This is a genomic window from Pseudorhizobium xiangyangii (assembly GCF_020531965.1).
Classification (GTDB): domain Bacteria; phylum Pseudomonadota; class Alphaproteobacteria; order Rhizobiales; family Rhizobiaceae; genus Neorhizobium; species Neorhizobium xiangyangii.
On record NZ_JAJAWH010000020.1, the window covers coordinates 12,898 to 29,108 of the forward strand.

At 61.9% G+C, this 16,211-nt stretch carries 13 protein-coding genes; 8 read left to right on the plus strand and 5 right to left on the minus strand.

The window, feature by feature from the left end:
* Positions 1 to 166: 166 nt before the first annotated feature.
* From gltX to LH464_RS17555, 3 genes are all read right to left on the minus strand, one after another.
* Positions 167 to 1,624 carry a glutamate--tRNA ligase gene (gene gltX, locus LH464_RS17545; RefSeq protein WP_226787699.1) on the minus strand — a complete coding sequence of 486 codons (1,458 nt, stop codon included), beginning with the start codon at positions 1,622 to 1,624 and terminating at the stop codon, positions 167 to 169.
* Positions 1,625 to 1,733: 109 nt separating this feature from the next.
* Positions 1,734 to 3,506, minus strand: a complete 1,773-nt coding sequence (locus tag LH464_RS17550; protein ID WP_226787700.1) for an SLC13 family permease — start codon at positions 3,504 to 3,506, stop codon at positions 1,734 to 1,736.
* Positions 3,507 to 3,663: 157 nt separating this feature from the next.
* Entirely contained in the window at positions 3,664 to 4,407 is a 744-nt protein-coding gene (locus LH464_RS17555; protein ID WP_226787701.1) for a TerC family protein, read from the minus strand.
* A gap of 305 nt (positions 4,408 to 4,712) precedes the next feature.
* Between LH464_RS17555 and LH464_RS17560 the strand changes: the two genes are divergently transcribed.
* The 3 genes from LH464_RS17560 to xylA all read left to right on the plus strand — a co-directional run bounded on the left by LH464_RS17560 (position 4,713) and on the right by xylA (position 8,648).
* A complete protein-coding gene (locus LH464_RS17560) occupies positions 4,713 to 5,738 on the plus strand; it encodes a LacI family DNA-binding transcriptional regulator (RefSeq protein WP_226787702.1) in 1,026 nt (341 codons plus the stop codon).
* A gap of 97 nt (positions 5,739 to 5,835) precedes the next feature.
* Positions 5,836 to 7,290: a xylulokinase gene (gene xylB, locus LH464_RS17565; protein WP_226787703.1), complete on the plus strand. Its 1,455-nt coding sequence runs from the start codon at positions 5,836 to 5,838 to the stop codon at positions 7,288 to 7,290.
* 47 nt (positions 7,291 to 7,337) lie between these two features.
* Positions 7,338 to 8,648, plus strand: coding sequence for a xylose isomerase (xylA, locus tag LH464_RS17570; protein WP_226787704.1), 1,311 nt, complete (start codon positions 7,338 to 7,340; stop codon positions 8,646 to 8,648).
* 43 nt (positions 8,649 to 8,691) lie between these two features.
* On the opposite strand, the gene LH464_RS17575 is transcribed toward xylA, so the two are convergent.
* A complete protein-coding gene (locus LH464_RS17575; RefSeq protein WP_226787705.1) occupies positions 8,692 to 9,267 on the minus strand; it encodes a DUF1349 domain-containing protein in 576 nt (191 codons plus the stop codon).
* Between the two features lie 253 nt (positions 9,268 to 9,520).
* Between LH464_RS17575 and LH464_RS17580 the strand changes: the two genes are divergently transcribed.
* The 5 genes from LH464_RS17580 to LH464_RS17600 all read left to right on the plus strand — a co-directional run bounded on the left by LH464_RS17580 (position 9,521) and on the right by LH464_RS17600 (position 15,566).
* Entirely contained in the window at positions 9,521 to 11,044 is a 1,524-nt protein-coding gene (locus LH464_RS17580; RefSeq protein WP_226787706.1) for a sugar ABC transporter ATP-binding protein, read from the plus strand.
* Between the two features lie 4 nt (positions 11,045 to 11,048).
* Positions 11,049 to 12,050, plus strand: a complete 1,002-nt coding sequence (locus LH464_RS17585) for an ABC transporter permease (protein ID WP_226787707.1) — start codon at positions 11,049 to 11,051, stop codon at positions 12,048 to 12,050.
* Between the two features lie 66 nt (positions 12,051 to 12,116).
* Positions 12,117 to 13,082 carry a substrate-binding domain-containing protein gene (locus tag LH464_RS17590; protein ID WP_390625005.1) on the plus strand — a complete coding sequence of 322 codons (966 nt, stop codon included), beginning with the start codon at positions 12,117 to 12,119 and terminating at the stop codon, positions 13,080 to 13,082.
* An 81-nt stretch (positions 13,083 to 13,163) separates the two neighbouring features.
* Entirely contained in the window at positions 13,164 to 14,216 is a 1,053-nt protein-coding gene (locus tag LH464_RS17595) for a sugar phosphate isomerase/epimerase family protein (protein ID WP_226787708.1), read from the plus strand.
* Positions 14,217 to 14,393: 177 nt separating this feature from the next.
* The gene (locus LH464_RS17600; protein ID WP_226787709.1) at positions 14,394 to 15,566 is read left to right on the plus strand and encodes a Gfo/Idh/MocA family protein; all 1,173 of its coding nucleotides are present in this window, start codon (positions 14,394 to 14,396) and stop codon (positions 15,564 to 15,566) included.
* 199 nt (positions 15,567 to 15,765) lie between these two features.
* Here LH464_RS17600 and LH464_RS17605 read toward each other — a convergent pair whose 3' ends face one another.
* The gene (locus tag LH464_RS17605; protein ID WP_226787710.1) at positions 15,766 to 16,164 is read right to left on the minus strand and encodes a DoxX family protein; all 399 of its coding nucleotides are present in this window, start codon (positions 16,162 to 16,164) and stop codon (positions 15,766 to 15,768) included.
* Positions 16,165 to 16,211 lie beyond the last annotated feature (47 nt).

A 16,211-nucleotide genomic window follows, 5' to 3' on the forward strand; every position in this document is an offset into this window, starting at 1 on the left:
CGTGCTTCCGTATCCGTCATTCCTGTGCTTGTCACAGGAATCCAGTGCACCCAAGTCCTTGGGCGCGAGAGACTTAATGCATTCTTTCACGGCGCAGAGGTGCCGTGGCTGGGTTCCTGTGACAAGCACAGGAATCACGGAGGTGAGATTATCACCTCCGCATAAATCAGTTGCCGTCGCCCACCATGGAGGCGACGACGGTAGCGGCAACCTTCAGACGCTGGCGCACGACCGAACGGCCGAGCAGCGCCATGCTGTCGAACAGCGGCAGCGAGCGGGCCGATCCGGACACGGCAACGAACAGCGGCGGCGTGACGACGCGCAGCTTCTTGCCGAGCTTGTCCGCAACGCTGCGAAGCTCCTGGTCAATCGTTTCGACGTTCCACTCGAGGATCTTTTCGAGGTCCGCCTGGACGGTGTTGATGATTTCCAGCGTTTCGGCCGGGCTCGTCTTCAGGCCGGCGAACGAGGCTGGCGTCAGGCCGACGTCGCCCGACAGCAGGAAGCCGGCCAGCTGCGGCAGTTCGCCAAGCTTGGAGATGCGGCTCTGCGACAGCTTCAGGCCTTCCGTCAGGCGCAAGTTTTCCATTGCCCATTCGAGCGAGCGCGCGATGAACTCTTCCGGCGTCAGTTTTTCGCGGAGCCAGCGGCCGTTCAGCCAGTCGAGCTTCTGAATGTCGAAGATCGCACCGGCCTTGGATAGGTTGTCCGGGTCGAACTGGTTAGCAAGTTCGTCCATGGTCAGCAGTTCTTCGCCTTCGGCTATCTGGATGAAGAACAGGCCGAGGAAGTTCATCAGCGCTTCCGGCAGGTAGCCGAGCGCGGAATAGTAGGAGATCGAGGTCGGGTTCTTGCGCTTCGACAGCTTCGACTTGTCGGCATTCCGCATAAGCGAGAGGTGCATGAACACCGGCTGGTCCCACTCGAAGTAGCGATAGAGCAGGATGTGCTTCGGCACCGAAGCCAGCCATTCCTCGCCACGCGCGACGTGGGTGATCTTCATCAGATGGTCGTCGATGACGTTTGCCATGTGATAGGTGGGCATGCCGTCGCCCTTGATCAGGACCTGCATGTCGACCGAATCCCACGGGATCGAGACTTCGCCGTAGACGCCGTCGGTGAAATCGCAGGAGCCTTCGGTGGGGATTTTCATGCGCACAACGGAGGTTTCGCCCGCCGCCATCTTGGCAGTGACTTCCTCAGCCTTCAGATGCAGGCAGAGACCGTCGTACTTCGGCGGCTTGCCGCCAGCGCGCTGCGCCTCGCGCATCTGCTCAAGCCGTTCGGGCGTGCAGAAGCAGCGGAAGGCATGGCCCTTGTTCAGAAGTTCCTGGGCGTAGGGCTGGTACATGTCCTTGCGGTCGGACTGACGGTAAGGACCATAGGGGCCGCCCACATCGGGACCTTCCGACCAGGTAAGGCCCGTCCATTTCAGGGCGTCCAGCACCTTCTCTTCGAATTCCGGCGTCGAGCGGGTGGCGTCGGTATCCTCGATGCGCAGGATGAATTCGCCGCCCATCTTCTTGGCGAAGAGGTAGTTGAACAGAGCAATGTAAACGGTGCCGACATGCGGCTCGCCGGTGGGCGACGGTGCAATGCGGACGCGAGGGGTCGGATTGATCATGGATAATGCTCTATTTGGCGCTGTATTGGGCGCGGGACCTGCGTGTCTCGGGATTGGGCCTTAGCGCATATTCAGCGCCAAGCGTCAAGACTCAAGGCGGCGAGGCCGTCTACTGCACCGGCCATACCCAGAGCAGGGCCGGCACGCTTACGAGTATAATGATGAAGGATAGCGGCAGGCCGAGGCGGGGGTAGTCGCTGAATCTGTAGCCACCCGGCCCCATGACCAGCGTATTGCACTGGTGCCCGACGGGGGTGAGGAAATCGCAACCCGCCCCGATCGCCACCGCCATCAGGAACGCTTCCGGCCGGTAGTCGAGCGCCGTTGCAAAACTCGCGGCGATCGGCCCCATGACCAGCACCGTCGCGGCGTTGTTCAGGAACGGGGTTACGCCCATGGCGGTGATCAGGATCATGGCGAGCGCCGCGTAGGGCGGCAGGCCGCCTGCCATGTTGCCGAGCCAGGCGGCGATCAGTTCGCTGGCGCCGGACGTCCGCAGCGTATCGGAGACGGGGATCAATGCTGCGAGCATGATCAGGATCGGTCCGTCGACGGCCTTGTAGACGTCGGTGAGGGGGATGGCCTTGAATATCGCCATGCCGAGAGCGGCTGCAAAGAAGGCAACGGCGACCGGTGCCCAGCCGACGGCGGTCGCGATCATCGCTGCGGCCAGGATGACCAGCGGGATGAAGGCGCGGCGCTGGGTTCCGAGCATCACCTCGCGCTGGGCAAGCGGCAAAAGGGTGAAATCCTGCATCACCCCCGGCAGGATGTTGCGATTGCCCTGCAGCACGATCACATCCCCGGCCCTCAGGGTAAGGTCTCTCAGGCGCTCGCTCAGCCGATGTCCCCGGCGGCTGACCGCGAGCAGGTTGACCCCGCGGGTGTAGGAAAGCGCCAGTTCCCGGGCCGACAGTCCGCACAGGGACGACTCGTGTGAAATGACGGCTTCGATCGAGATGACGTCGTCGCTCTGCGGTCCTTTTCCCTTCAGGGGCTTTCCGGAGAGCTGGAGCTTCGCACTGGAGACCAGGCGGTCGATTGCGGCCGAGCTTCCTTCCAGGATGACGCTGTCACCGTCGCGCAGAACAAGGTCCGGAAAGGGGGACATCCGCGCCGTGCCGCGCAGGATCGCCGTGGAGATGACCTCTCCGTCTCCAAGCTTCAACAGTTCGCCGAGCGGCTTTCCCACCACGCTGGACTGGGGTGAGACCATTGCCTCCGAGGTATAGTTGTCGATCTCGACAGCGTCTTCGATCGAGCTGCTCTGCTTCGTGCGGGACGGTACCAGCCAGTGAAAGAACAGGAGGAAGGTGACGCCCACCAGCGTCAGGATCGCGCCGACCGGCGTGAAGTCGAACATGGTGAAGGGCGTACCCGTCAGGTCTGCGCGCAGTTGTGAAACAACGATGTTCGGGGACGTGCCGATCTGCGTCATCAATCCGCCGAGCAAAGCGGAGAACGCCATCGGCATCAGGTATTTCGAGGGCGAGATGCCCGAGCGCCGCGAAAACTGGAAGGCGACCGGCATCATGATGGCGAGCGCGCCGATGTTCTTGATGAAGGCCGAGAGTACCGCGACGACGATCATCAGCAACGCGAGTTGTGCCCGCACCGAATTCAGGTTGGGGAAGAATTTCTTGATGGCGATGTCGACGATGCCGGAGCGGGCAACGGCGGCACTGACGACGAGCGCACTGCCGACGATGATGACGATGTCGTCGGAAAAGCCGGAAAATGCTTCATCGACCGGAACTATTCCTACCGCGACTGCAGCCACAAGGGCGCAACAGGCGACAATGTCGTATCGGAACCGATCCCAGATGAACACGGCCATCATCACGCCGATGACGGCGAAGGCTAGGATCTGCTCTGTCGTCATGGGACCCCGAAAAGAAGCGTGAAGCGGAAACGCTTCACTGGATGCCAGACTGGATGCCGGCGCAGCAAGGTTTCGCATAACGCGGGCGTGGCTGAAAGGTATCCGGGATCACTAAAATAAAAAATGGCCCGGGTTACGGGCCATTTTTCTCGGATTGTCAGTGGACGGGCGGGTCCGATTTCGCTCGCTTGCGGCGGACGATCATGTTCAGCCCTTCCACGAGTGCAGAGAAGGCCATGGCTGCGTAGATGTAGCCCTTGGGGACGTGGAAGCCCATGCCTTCGGCGATGAGGGTCGTGCCGATCATCAGCAGGAAGCCGAGCGCCAGCATCACGACAGTCGGGTTTCTCTCGATGAAGTTTGCGAGCGGTGTTGCGGCAATAAGCATGACGGTCACGGCGGCAACCACGGCGATGATCATGATCGGCAGGTGCGGCGTCATGCCGACGGCCGTGATGATGCTGTCGACCGAGAAAACGATGTCGAGGATCAGAATTTGGACGATCGCAGCGCTGAAAGTGAGCTGGACGCCGCCGAGCATGTCTTCCTTGTGGTCGATCGGATCGACCGAGTGGTGAATTTCCTTCGTTGCCTTCCATACCAGGAAGAGACCGCCGGCTATGAGGATCAGGTCCTTCCAGGAGAAGGGATGGCCGAAGACCTCGAAGATTGGATTGGTGAGCTGGACGATCCAGGCCACGGTGCCAAGCAGCGCAAGTCGCATGATCAGGGCAAGGCCGATGCCGATCTTGCGGGCTTTTTCCCGGTGTTCAGGTGGCAGCTTGTTGGTGAGGATCGAGATGAAGATCAGGTTGTCGATGCCGAGCACGACCTCCATGACGACGAGCGTGACCAATGCGACCCACGCTGTCGGATCCTGAACCAGACTTAGGATGTCCACCGAAAATTCCTTCTTTTGATTTCGATCAATTTGCTCGACCGATTTAAGTGTGCAGACGTCAAAAACAAGATCAGGGATATGTGGAAATGCTGAATTGTCAGGTTATTCCGGCCTTTTGCATTCACGGAATCGTCATGTCCGCCACAAATGGCGTGGACATGCGGGGGCACATTTCACGGCATGGTCGAATTTTTCACTCGCGAGTATGTCGTCAGATCGCCAGGAAAGTCGGAACTGGGAAAGCGTCCCAGAATTTCTGATTTACGTACCTCAAAAATTCCGCTACCACCGGAATGGGAGGACAGATGAAACCTACGGTTCACGACATTGCACGCTGCGCGGGCGTCAGCCTCGCTACGGTGGACCGTGTTCTCAATGCCCGGCCGGGCGTGCGTGGCGCCACCCGTGAACGGGTCGAGCAGGCCATTGTCACGCTGGGTTATGTTCGTGACCTTGCTGCAGCAAATCTGGCCAAGGGCCGCACCTATCGCTTTGCCTTCATCCTCCCGGCCAACGACAATTCCTTCATGATCGGACTTCGGCGCGAGGTCGAGGCGGCGATCGCGCGTTCTTCCGTGGAGCGCACGCAGATCGAGATCATCGAGGTTCCTGCCTTCGATGGCGGCGCCCTTGTTCTGGCGCTGGAGAATGTCCTCGCCCGGAAGCCGGACGGCGTGGCCCTCGTGGCCATCGATGCACCGCAGGTGAGGGCCGTCGCCGAGCGGCTTGCCGACGCAGGGGTCGCCGTCGTCACGCTCGTTTCCGATCTTGGCGCTTCCGGCCGTCACCACTATGCCGGGATCGACAACATTGCCGCAGGTCGCACGGCAGCAAACCTGATGGGCCGCTTCCTCAGCAAGGTGGATGGCCGCGTCGGCCTGCTCGCCGGTTCCATGCTGGTGCGCGACCATCGTGAACGGCTGGAAGGGTTCCTTTCGGTCCTGTCGGAAGACTTTCCGCAGGTGGCGATCCTACCCGTCATCGAGGCGCGGGACGATCCGGCGCTTGCCGAGACCTCCATCCGCGAAGCCCTGCGCCGTCACGTAGGCCTCAACGGCATCTATAGTCTCGGGGCCGGCAATCGCGGTCTCATCCGCGCGCTTCGCGAGGTGGACGCGGCAAGGCGGCCGGTGGTGATCGCGCACGAACTGACGGCTTCCACCCGCAAGGCACTCGCCGATGGGGTGATCGATGCGGTTCTCAATCAGGATGCCGGCCACGAGGTACGCAGCGCCATCCGCGTCCTGAAGGCGAAGGCCGATGGGCTGCCGGTGCTTGCCGCCCAGGAACGCATCCGCATCGACATATTCCTGAAGGACAATCTGCCGTGACCGGTAGCTTCCGAAGACGATGAAGCGGATCTTCCGGACAGGTGCGCTGCAGGCAAACAATCCGCCGTAAAATGGCGACGTAATAAGGAGAAGCCATATGTATCTCGGGCTCGATCTCGGCACATCCGGCGTCAAGGCGATGTTGATCGACGGTGATCAGAAGATCATCGGTTCGGCGAGTGGTTCGCTCGACGTGTCGCGGCCGCATTCCGGCTGGTCCGAGCAGGATCCGGCTCACTGGATACGCGCGACGGAAGAGGCGATCGCCGGCCTCAAGGAGAAGTTTGCCAAGGAACTCTCGGCCGTGAAAGGCATCGGCCTGTCGGGACAGATGCACGGGGCGACGCTGCTGGACGCGCAGGACCAGGTGCTGCGCCCCTGTATTCTGTGGAACGATACGCGCTCCTACGAGGAGGCCGCCACCCTCGATGCCGACCCGCGCTTTCGCAAGATCACCGGCAACATCGTCTTCCCCGGCTTCACGGCGCCGAAGCTTGCCTGGGTAAAGAACAACGAGCCCGGGATCTTTGCCAAGGTGGCCAAGGTCCTGCTGCCGAAGGACTATCTGCGCCTGTGGCTGACGGGCGAACATATTTCTGAAATGTCGGACTCGGCCGGCACGTCCTGGCTCGACACCGGTGCGCGCAAATGGTCGTCCGAGCTTCTGGCCGCGACGGATCTTTCCGAAGACCATATGCCGTCTCTGGTTGAAGGCACCGAGCAGGGCGGCAAGCTGCGCAGCGAAGTTGCTTCGGCATGGGGCATGGGCGAGGGTGTCGTCGTTGCCGGCGGAGCAGGGGACAATGCCGCCTCCGCCTGCGGCATGGGCACTGTCGCCGAAGGTCACGCCTTTGTCTCGCTTGGTACGTCGGGTGTTCTCTTTGCGGCCAACGGCTCCTATCTGCCGAAGCCGGAAAGTGCAGTGCATGCCTTCTGCCATGCGTTACCGAACACCTGGCACCAGATGGGCGTCATCCTCTCGGCGACCGACGCTCTCAACTGGCACTCGCATGTCACCGGCAAGTCGGCCGCCGATCTCACCCAGGAACTGGGCGAAACCTTGAAGGCGCCGACCGGCGTCACCTTCCTGCCCTATCTCTCCGGCGAGCGAACGCCCCACAACGACGCGGTGATCCGTGGCGCCTTCATCGGCCTGGAGCATGAATCGAGCCGCGCCGTGCTGACCCAGGCAGTCCTGGAGGGCGTGACGTTTGCGATCCGCGACAACCTCGAAGCCTTGAAATCTGCCGGGACCTCGATTTCGCGCGTCACGGCCATCGGCGGGGGTTCCCGCTCGCGCTACTGGCTGGCCTCGATTGCAACCTCGCTCGGCGTGGAGGTGGATATACCGGCGGATGGCGATTTTGGCGCTGCCTTCGGTGCTGCCCGCCTCGGGCTCATCGCCGCCACCGGTGCAGACCCGCTCGCGGTCTGCATGCCGCCAAGGACCGCGGAGACCGTCGCGCCGGTATCGGATCTCTCCGATTCCTATGAGGTCGCATACTCCCGATACCGCGCGCTCTACCCGGCGATACGGTCGCTGGCGGGGTGAGCACCTCCCTCAAGGGATGGTAAGAATTTTACAAGGAGGAGAAATCCATGAGCACAGGCTTTTTCGGCGATATCGCCAAGATCAGATACGAAGGTCCCGACAGCACCAATCCACTGGCCTACCGCCACTACAACCCGGATGAGATCGTCGCCGGCAAGCGCATGGAGGATCACCTGCGTTTCGCCATTGCCTACTGGCACACTTTCGCCTGGGAAGGTGGCGACCCGTTCGGCGGCCGGACCTTCGATCGCCCGTGGTATGGCGACGACATGGCCAAGGCCAAGCTCAAGGCCGACGTGGCGTTCGAGATGTTCAGCCTGCTCGGCGCGCCCTATTATTGCTTCCATGACGCGGACGTGCGGCCAGAAGGCAAGACCTTTGCCGAGAACACGAAGAACCTGAACGAAATCGTCGATTACTTTGCTGGCAAACAGGAAGAAACAGGCGTCAAGCTCCTCTGGGGCACGGCCAACCTCTTCTCCAATCGTCGCTTCATGTCGGGCGCCTCGACCAATCCGGATCCGGACGTGTTCGCCTATTCTGCCGCGACCATCAAGACCTGCCTGGACGCGACCATGAGGCTCGGCGGTGAGAACTACGTGCTGTGGGGTGGCCGCGAAGGCTACGAGACGCTGCTCAACACGGACCTTGCCCGCGAGTTCGACCAGATGGCGCGCATGCTGCACCTCGTCGTCGAGTACAAGCACAAGATCGGTTTCAAGGGTGCAATCCTGGTCGAGCCGAAGCCGCAGGAGCCGACCAAGCACCAGTACGACTACGATGTCGCGACCGTCTACGGCTTCCTCAAGAAGTACGGCCTCGAAAACGAAGTGAAGATGAACGTCGAGCAGGGCCATGCCATCCTTGCCGGCCACACCTTCGAGCACGAGTTGGCGCTTGCCCGCACGCTCGGCATCTTCGGTTCGATCGACATGAACCGCAACGACTACCAGTCGGGCTGGGATACCGACCAGTTCCCGAACAATGTGCCGGAAATGGCGCTCGCCTACTACCAGGTGCTTCTGGCCGGCGGCCTCACCACCGGCGGCACGAACTTCGACGCGAAGCTGCGCCGCCAGTCGCTCGATCCGCAGGATCTCCTGATCGGTCATATCGGCGGTATGGATTGCTGCGCCCGTGGCCTGAAGGCGGCGGCGAAGATGGTCGAGGACGGCGCGCTTCAGAAGCCGCTGGACGAGCGCTATGCCGGCTGGAACAGCCCGGAGGCGCAAAAGATGCTGCGCGGCGAATACAAGCTCGAGGACATCGCGGCACGCGTGGAAAAGGATAACATCAACCCGGAACCCCGTTCGGGTCGCCAGGAACTCCTCGAAAACGTCGTCAACCGCTACGTCTGACGGTTATGCATCAGACCGGCCGGGATACGTTTCCGGCCGGCCTCTACGAGAGGTCGTGAAGGTCTTTTCCGAGCGGCCTTGTCACTGAGAAGTCCGAGAAGCGCACGTCCAGCCCGGCACGTTCCGGCGTGCAGCACATGGGGCCAACCCGATAGGAATGCGCCCTCGGAAACGGGCAAAGGCGTACCAGCGGCCAGTGCGTCCCATCCACCGAGGCCTGCAAGCGCAGGGTGCCGTTCGCCACGGTGATGCGCAGGTAAAAATCTCCTGGATCGCCTGAATAGATGCCGGTTGCCCAGTCGGAGCGACCAACAGTCAGGACGCTTCCGAGGCACGCCCTTCCATCGGATAGCTCGATGCCGGCCTTGATCCAGTTCGCTTCATCTATCCGGACCATCAGGCCGGCCTGGTCGTAGAGCTTTTCATAATTGGCCTGGACCCGGATCGAGGCGGTGAACGCGTCTTCCGTCGGGGCGCCGAAGAAATGCCCGCTGTCGCGGGTAAAGCCGTAATGCGTTTCCCGCCAGAAGTCGGTGCGGTCGTCGGTAACCACGCCGAGCACGCCCTCGTGCAGCGACCATTGCTGTGGCTCATTCATCCATTGGCAGTTCTCAAACATCGGCGGCTCCTGTGCTGATCCGGCAAGGCTGACTTTGCCAACCTATGCAGAATCCGCAGCTGCGGGAAGGCCGCAAGCGAGCCGGCTCGACCGCAAACAGGACGAATGCTGCTTTACGTACCTCAGAATCTTCGTTAGCCTGATACAGGGAGGAAGTTCAGGTGCATGTTCTAGCATTTCATTATGCCGGCGCGCGTTCGGTTGACCGTTTTCGCCGAGGCCTGCCGGTTCTGATCCCTGCAGGTGCTGCTCGATGAGGCCGCCTGCTCTTGATGCGGCGATGCCCATTCTCGAGGCGCGCGATCTTTCCAAAAGCTTTGGCCCCGTTGAAGTCCTTCGCGACGTGTCGCTTTCCGTGCGGCCGGGCGAGGTGCATGCCATCATCGGCGAGAACGGCGCCGGCAAGTCCACGCTGATGAAGATCCTTGCCGGAAACCATCAGGCGACACGCGGAGAAATCCTCATCGACGGACAGCCGGTGCATTTCGCCGGGCCGGTGGATGCGGAAAGCCGCGGCATCGTGCTGGTTCACCAGGAAATCCTGCTCGCGCCCGATCTTACGGTGGCGCAGAACATTTATCTCGGCCGCGAACTGCCAAAGGGTATTTCCCTGGATGACAGGGCGATGAACGAGGGCTCCGCGCAGGCATTGCGCGGCCTGGGCGCCGAGATCGATCCGAAGGCCATTGTCGGCAGCCTGTCGATTGCCCTGCGCCAGCTCGTGCAGATCGCCCGCGTGCTGCTGGTGCCGCACCGGGTCGTCATCTTCGACGAGCCGACCGCCTCCCTTACCCCCTTCGAGACCGATGCGCTGCTCAAGGTCATCAAGGACATCCGCGCGAAGGGCGTGGGCATCCTTTACATCTCGCACCGCCTGCCGGAGGTGAAGGACATTGCCGATCGGGTGACGGTCCTCAGGGATGGCCGCCTTGTCGCCAGCCATGATGCGGCGGATCTCGAGCCGGCCGATATGGCACGGCTGATGGTCGGCCGCGACGTCGCGAAGCTCTATCCCGATCGCCATGGGACGCAGGTGCGCGAGACGGTGCTGGAGGTCGAGAATTTCGATGTGCCGGGCTATGCGCGTCAGGCCAGCTTCCAGCTGCGCAAGGGCGAAATCCTCGGCTTTGCCGGTCTTGTCGGGGCCGGTCGTACCGAACTGATGGAAGGTCTGGTCGGCCTTCGTCGCAGCCACGGCACGGTGCGGCACGGCGGCAAACCGGTTCAGTTCCGCGACGCGAAGGAGAGCATGCGGGCGGGAATCGTCTACCTCTCCGAAGACCGCAAGGGCAAGGGTCTGCTGCTGCTGAAGGACCTGGCCACGAACCTGACACTCGCCTCGATCGGCAGGTTCGTGCGCGGCCTGCAGATCGATCGAAAAAGAGAGAGTGCTGCGCTCGACGAGGCGATCCGCGAGTTCGATATTCGCACCGGGCGCAAGGATCTGCTGGCAGGGCAACTTTCCGGCGGCAACCAGCAGAAGCTGCTGATCGCCAAGATGATGATGCTCGATCCGTCGATCGTCATCATCGACGAGCCGACACGGGGCATCGATATCGGCACCAAGGAACAGATCTACAAATTCATCGCCCGGCTGGCGGACGAGGGGCGGTCGATCATCGTCGTTTCGTCCGAAATGCAGGAGTTGATCGGCATCTGCGATCGCATCCTTGTCATGCGGTCGGGGCAGATTGTCGGTGAAGTGACAGGGGAACACATGACCGAAAACGAAATCGTCGTGCTGGCCACGGGCGTAAAGACAGGGGAGGCTGCCTGAAGCCATGACGACTGCCTCAACTGAAACGGCAAAGCCGAAGACCTCGCGTGACTGGGACCTGCGGGCGGTTGCACCCTTCGTGGCACTGGCGCTTCTGCTCGTCCTCGGCGCCATCGCCAACGAGAACTTTATCTCGGTCACCAACCTGACGAACGTCATCACCCGCAGCGCCTTCATCGCCATCATAGCGCTGGGCGCAACCTACGTGATTTCGTCCGGCGGGCTCGACCTCTCGGTGGGCTCGATGGTTGCTTTCGTCGCCAGTCTGATGATCCTGTTCATGAATTCCGGCGTCATCTCCGATCCGATGCTCATGCTCGTGACGGGGATGCTTGTCGCGCTCGCCATCGGCGCGGCCTGCGGCCTCCTGAACGGCCTGATCACCACGGTCGGCAAGATCGAACCGTTCATCGCGACGCTGGGCACGATGGGCATTTATCGCGGTTTGACCACCTGGCTTTCGCAGGGCGGCGCCATCACGCTGCGCGACCGCGAGCTGCAGCAGCTCTACCGCCCGGTCTATTTCGGCGAGGTTTTCGGCGTTCCGGTGCCGATCATCGTGATCTTCGTCACGGCGGCGATCGCGGCATTCGTCCTTTACCGGACGCGCTACGGGCGGCACCTGATCGCGGTCGGATCGAACGAGGATGTGGCGCGCTATTCCGGCATTTCGGTCAATCGCGTCCGCACCATCGCCTATGTCGTCCAGGGGCTATGCGTCGCGGTGGCGGTGCTGCTCTACGTGCCGCGCCTCGGCTCGACCTCGGCGACGACCGGCATCCTGTGGGAACTGCAGGCGATCACGGCCGTCGTCGTCGGCGGTACGGCCCTGAGAGGCGGCGTCGGGCGCATCTGGGGCACGGTCTGCGGCGCCTTCATCCTGGAAATCGTCGGCAATATCATGCTGCTGTCGAACTTTGTCAGCGAGTACCTCATCGGCGCCATCCAGGGCGCGATCATCATCATCGCCATGCTCGTGCAGCGCTCGCTGTCACGGCGGTCATGACAAAAAACGGCCGGGTTCTTGGGTCGCGCCCGGCCGCAACGAAGACCCGTACTTGGGAGAGAAGATATGCGTAGAAGAACTTTCGGGTTGGTGACGGCAGCACTTGCCGCTTCGGTCGCCATCGGCCCCGGCATGGGCTGGGCTCAGGAGGAAAAGAAGGTCACGATCGGTGTATCCATCCCGGCCGCAGACCATGGCTGGACCGCCGGCGTGGTCTACCATGCCGAACGCGTCGCCAAGCTTCTGATGGAAGAGCATCCGGGCCTCAACGTCATCGTCAAGACATCGGCGGATCCGGCAAGCCAGGCGAATGCGGTGCAGGATCTTGCCGTGCAGGGCATCGATGCGCTGGTCATTCTGCCGACGGACCCGGATCAGCTGGTCAGCGCCATCCAGCAGGTCAAGGACGATGGCAAGTTCGTGGCGCTGGTCGACCGCGCGCCTTCCGTCAACGACAGCTCGATCCGCGATCTCTATGTTGCCGGCAACAACCCGGCACTCGGTGAAGTCGCCGGCAAGTATATTGCCGCAACCACGCCGGATGCCGAAGTGGTCGTCATCCGCGGCCTGCCGATCCCGATCGATCAGCAGCGCCAGGACGGCTTCGACAAGGGGATCGAAGGCTCGAACGTCAAGGTTCTGGATCGTCAGTACGGTAACTGGAACCGCGACGACGCCTTCCGCGTCATGCAGGACTACCTGACCAAATACCCGAAGATCGACGTGGTCTGGGCGCAGGACGACGACATGCTCGTCGGCGTTCTCGAGGCCATCGAACAGGCTGGCCGTAGCGACATCCAGTATGTCGTTGGTGGCGCCGGATCGAAGGACATGGTCAAGCGCGTCATCGACGGCGACAAGCTGGTACCGGTCGACGTCCTTTATCCGCCGGCAATGATCGCGACCGCGATGCAGCTGACGGCCGACGGTTTCTACGACCAGGTCCCGGTGAGCGGCGAATACATCCTCGATGCGACGCTTGTCACCAAGGACAATGCCGAGCAGTTCTACTTCCCGGATTCTCCGTTCTGATCATCAAACAGGCGCGCGCGGCTTTTCGTGCGCGCCTTCTCCATGTCCGCAAATCCGCAGTCATTTCGAAGGAACAAGCTCATGAAGACGATCAAGGGGCCGGCCATCTTTCTCGGTCAGTTCGCGGGCGATGCCGCGCCGTTCAACTCCTGGGACGGGATCACCAAATGGGCAGCTGAAAAGGGCTATGTCGGGGTACAGGTGCCAACCTGGGCGAGCCAGCTGATCGACCTGAAGAAGGCCTCCGAATCCAAGGACTACTGTGACGAGTTCGCCGGTGTTGCGCGCCAGAACGGCGTCGAGGTCACCGAACTTTCCACACATCTTCAGGGCCAGCTCGTTGCCGTGCATCCTGCCTATGACGAGGCGTTCGACGGCTTCACCGTGCCGGAAATGCGCGGCAATCCGAAGGCGCGGCAGGAATGGGCCGTCAGCCAGGTGAAGATGGCGCTGTCGGCCTCGAAACACCTCGGCCTCAAGGCGCATGCCACGTTTTCCGGCGCGCTTGCGTGGCCCTACATCTATCCCTGGCCGCAGCGTCCGGCCGGTCTTATCGAGGCTGCGTTCGACGAGCTGGCAAAGCGCTGGACGCCGATCCTCAACCATGCCGAGGACTGCGGTGTAGACGTCTGCTACGAGATCCATCCGGGCGAGGATCTGCACGACGGCGTGAGCTTCGAAATGTTCCTGGAGCGCGTGAAGAACCACTCACGCGCCAACATGCTCTACGATCCGTCGCACTACGTGCTGCAGTGCCTGGATTACCTGGACAATATCGACATCTACAAGGACCGGATCAAGATGTTCCACGTCAAGGACGCGGAGTTCAATCCGACCGGCCGCCAGGGCGTCTATGGCGGTTACCAGGGATGGGTCGGTCGCGCGGGTCGTTTCCGCTCGCTGGGCGATGGACAGGTGGATTTCGGTGCCGTCTTCTCCAAGCTCACCGCCAATGACTTTGACGGCTGGGCCGTCGTTGAGTGGGAGTGCGCATTGAAGAACTCCGAGGACGGCGCCCGTGAAGGTGCCGAGTTCGTCGAGGCCCACATCATCCGCGTTACGGAAAAGGCATTCGACGACTTCGCTGCCGGCGGCACAGACGATGCCGCGAACAGGCGCATGCTGGGGCTTTAGGAAAGCTCCGCTCCTCACTCCCTCCCGTGGGGAGGGAGACTGCCGCTCCGCTCGTGCCCTCCATCTGGTCCAGACATGGCCAGGGGCGCGACGCGGATATTTTCTCCCCTTCGTGGGGGAGGTGACCGGCAGGCCAGAGGGGTATCTTCGGAAAACGACATTCAGGGAGAAACGATCATGGCAATCGAAGGCAAGGACGGTGAGACACGCGAACCGCGCATCCGGCTCGGCATGGTGGGCGGCGGTGCGGGGGCCTTCATCGGAGCCGTTCACCGCATGGCTGCGCGTCTGGACGACCAGTTCGATCTGGTGGCGGGAGCGCTGTCATCGACGCCGGAAAAGGCGATGGCGTCGGGCCGTGACCTGGGACTCGATCCGGCGCGCACCTACGGTTCCTACAAGGAGATGGCGATCCGCGAGGCCAAGCTGAAGACCGGCATCGAGGCGGTGTCGATCGTCACGCCGAACCACGTTCACTACGAGGCGGCAAAGGAATTCCTTCGTCGCGGCATCCACGTGATCTGCGACAAGCCGCTGACCTCGAACCTTGCGGATGCGAAAAAACTGAAGAAGGTGGCGGACGAGAGTGATGCGCTGTTCATCCTGACCCACAACTATACCGGCTATCCGATGGTGCGGCAGGCGCGGGAGATGATCCAGAACGGCGACCTCGGCATTCTTCGCGTCGTGCAGGTCGAATATCCGCAGGACTGGCTGACCGAAGCCGTGGAGCAATCCGGCTCCAAGCAGGCCGTATGGCGCACGGACCCTGCGCAGTCGGGTGCCGGCGGTTCCACCGGCGATATCGGAACCCACGCCTATAACCTCGCCTCGTTCATCACTGGCTTGACGCTGACCAGTCTTGCTGCTGATCTCGACAGCTTTGTCGAGGGCCGCAGGCTCGATGACAATGCGCATGTCATGCTGCGGTTCGAGGGTGGGGCGAAGGGCATGCTGTGGTGCAGTCAGGTGGCGCCCGGCCACGAGAATGGCCTGAAGATCCGCGTCTACGGCACCAAGGGCGGCATTGAATGGACGCAGGCCGATCCGAACTATCTGTGGTTTACGCCCTTCGGCGAACCGAAGCGGCTCATTACCCGCAACGGTGCCGGTGCGGGTGCCGCTGCGGGCCGCGTTTCCCGTATCCCGTCCGGCCATCCGGAAGGATATCTGGAGGCCTTCGCGACGATCTACACGGAGGCCGCGCGCGCCATCAATGCGGCCAAGAAGGGCGCCAAAGTCGACAGGGATGTCATCTACCCGACCATCGATGACGGCGTGAAGGGTGTCGCCTTCGTTGAGGCCTGCGTCGCGTCGTCGAAGAAAAACGGGGCGTGGGTGAAGCTCTGATCGGCGCACGTCGCGGAGTGTCTTCTTGAGCCAGCAGTGCTGACTGCCTGGATTCAGGCTGTCAGCGCGTGACGCGCTTGTGCGCTTCATGTTCCGTGCTGATGCCACCGGCATCAACCGGCGACTGGAATTGCCGTTGGGGGAAATGGCTGAGGGCACATGGGGCGGCCGATGCCGCCCCATTCCAGTTCTCGATTGCTCACGCAGCCTGTTTGTTCTTCATGGCGCGGTCGACGCTGAACGGGCCGCCGCCGGCAACGAACAGGTAGAGAAAGACGAAGCAGAACAGGATGGATGCCACGCCGCCGTTCTGCGCCGGATAGAAGCCGCGCGGGAAGTGCCCAATGAAATAGGCGCATGCCATCAGGCCGGAGAGAACGAAGGCGGCAGGGCGGGTCTTGAAACCGATCAGGACGCAGAAGCCCAGGATCAGTTCCAGCATGCCTGCTATCCAGGAAAGGGATCCGATAGCAGGAACGCTCTCTGCGGCCGGAAAATGCAGGATCTTCTGCGTGCCGTAGCTGAAAAGCACCAGCGCAGTGACGATGCGTAGGAGGCTGAGGCAATGGGGCTGAAATTCGTTGAGCTTGCTTTGCATTGGGATTTCCACTGAGTTTGGGAGGGGGTTCCCTTTGCATTCTGCGG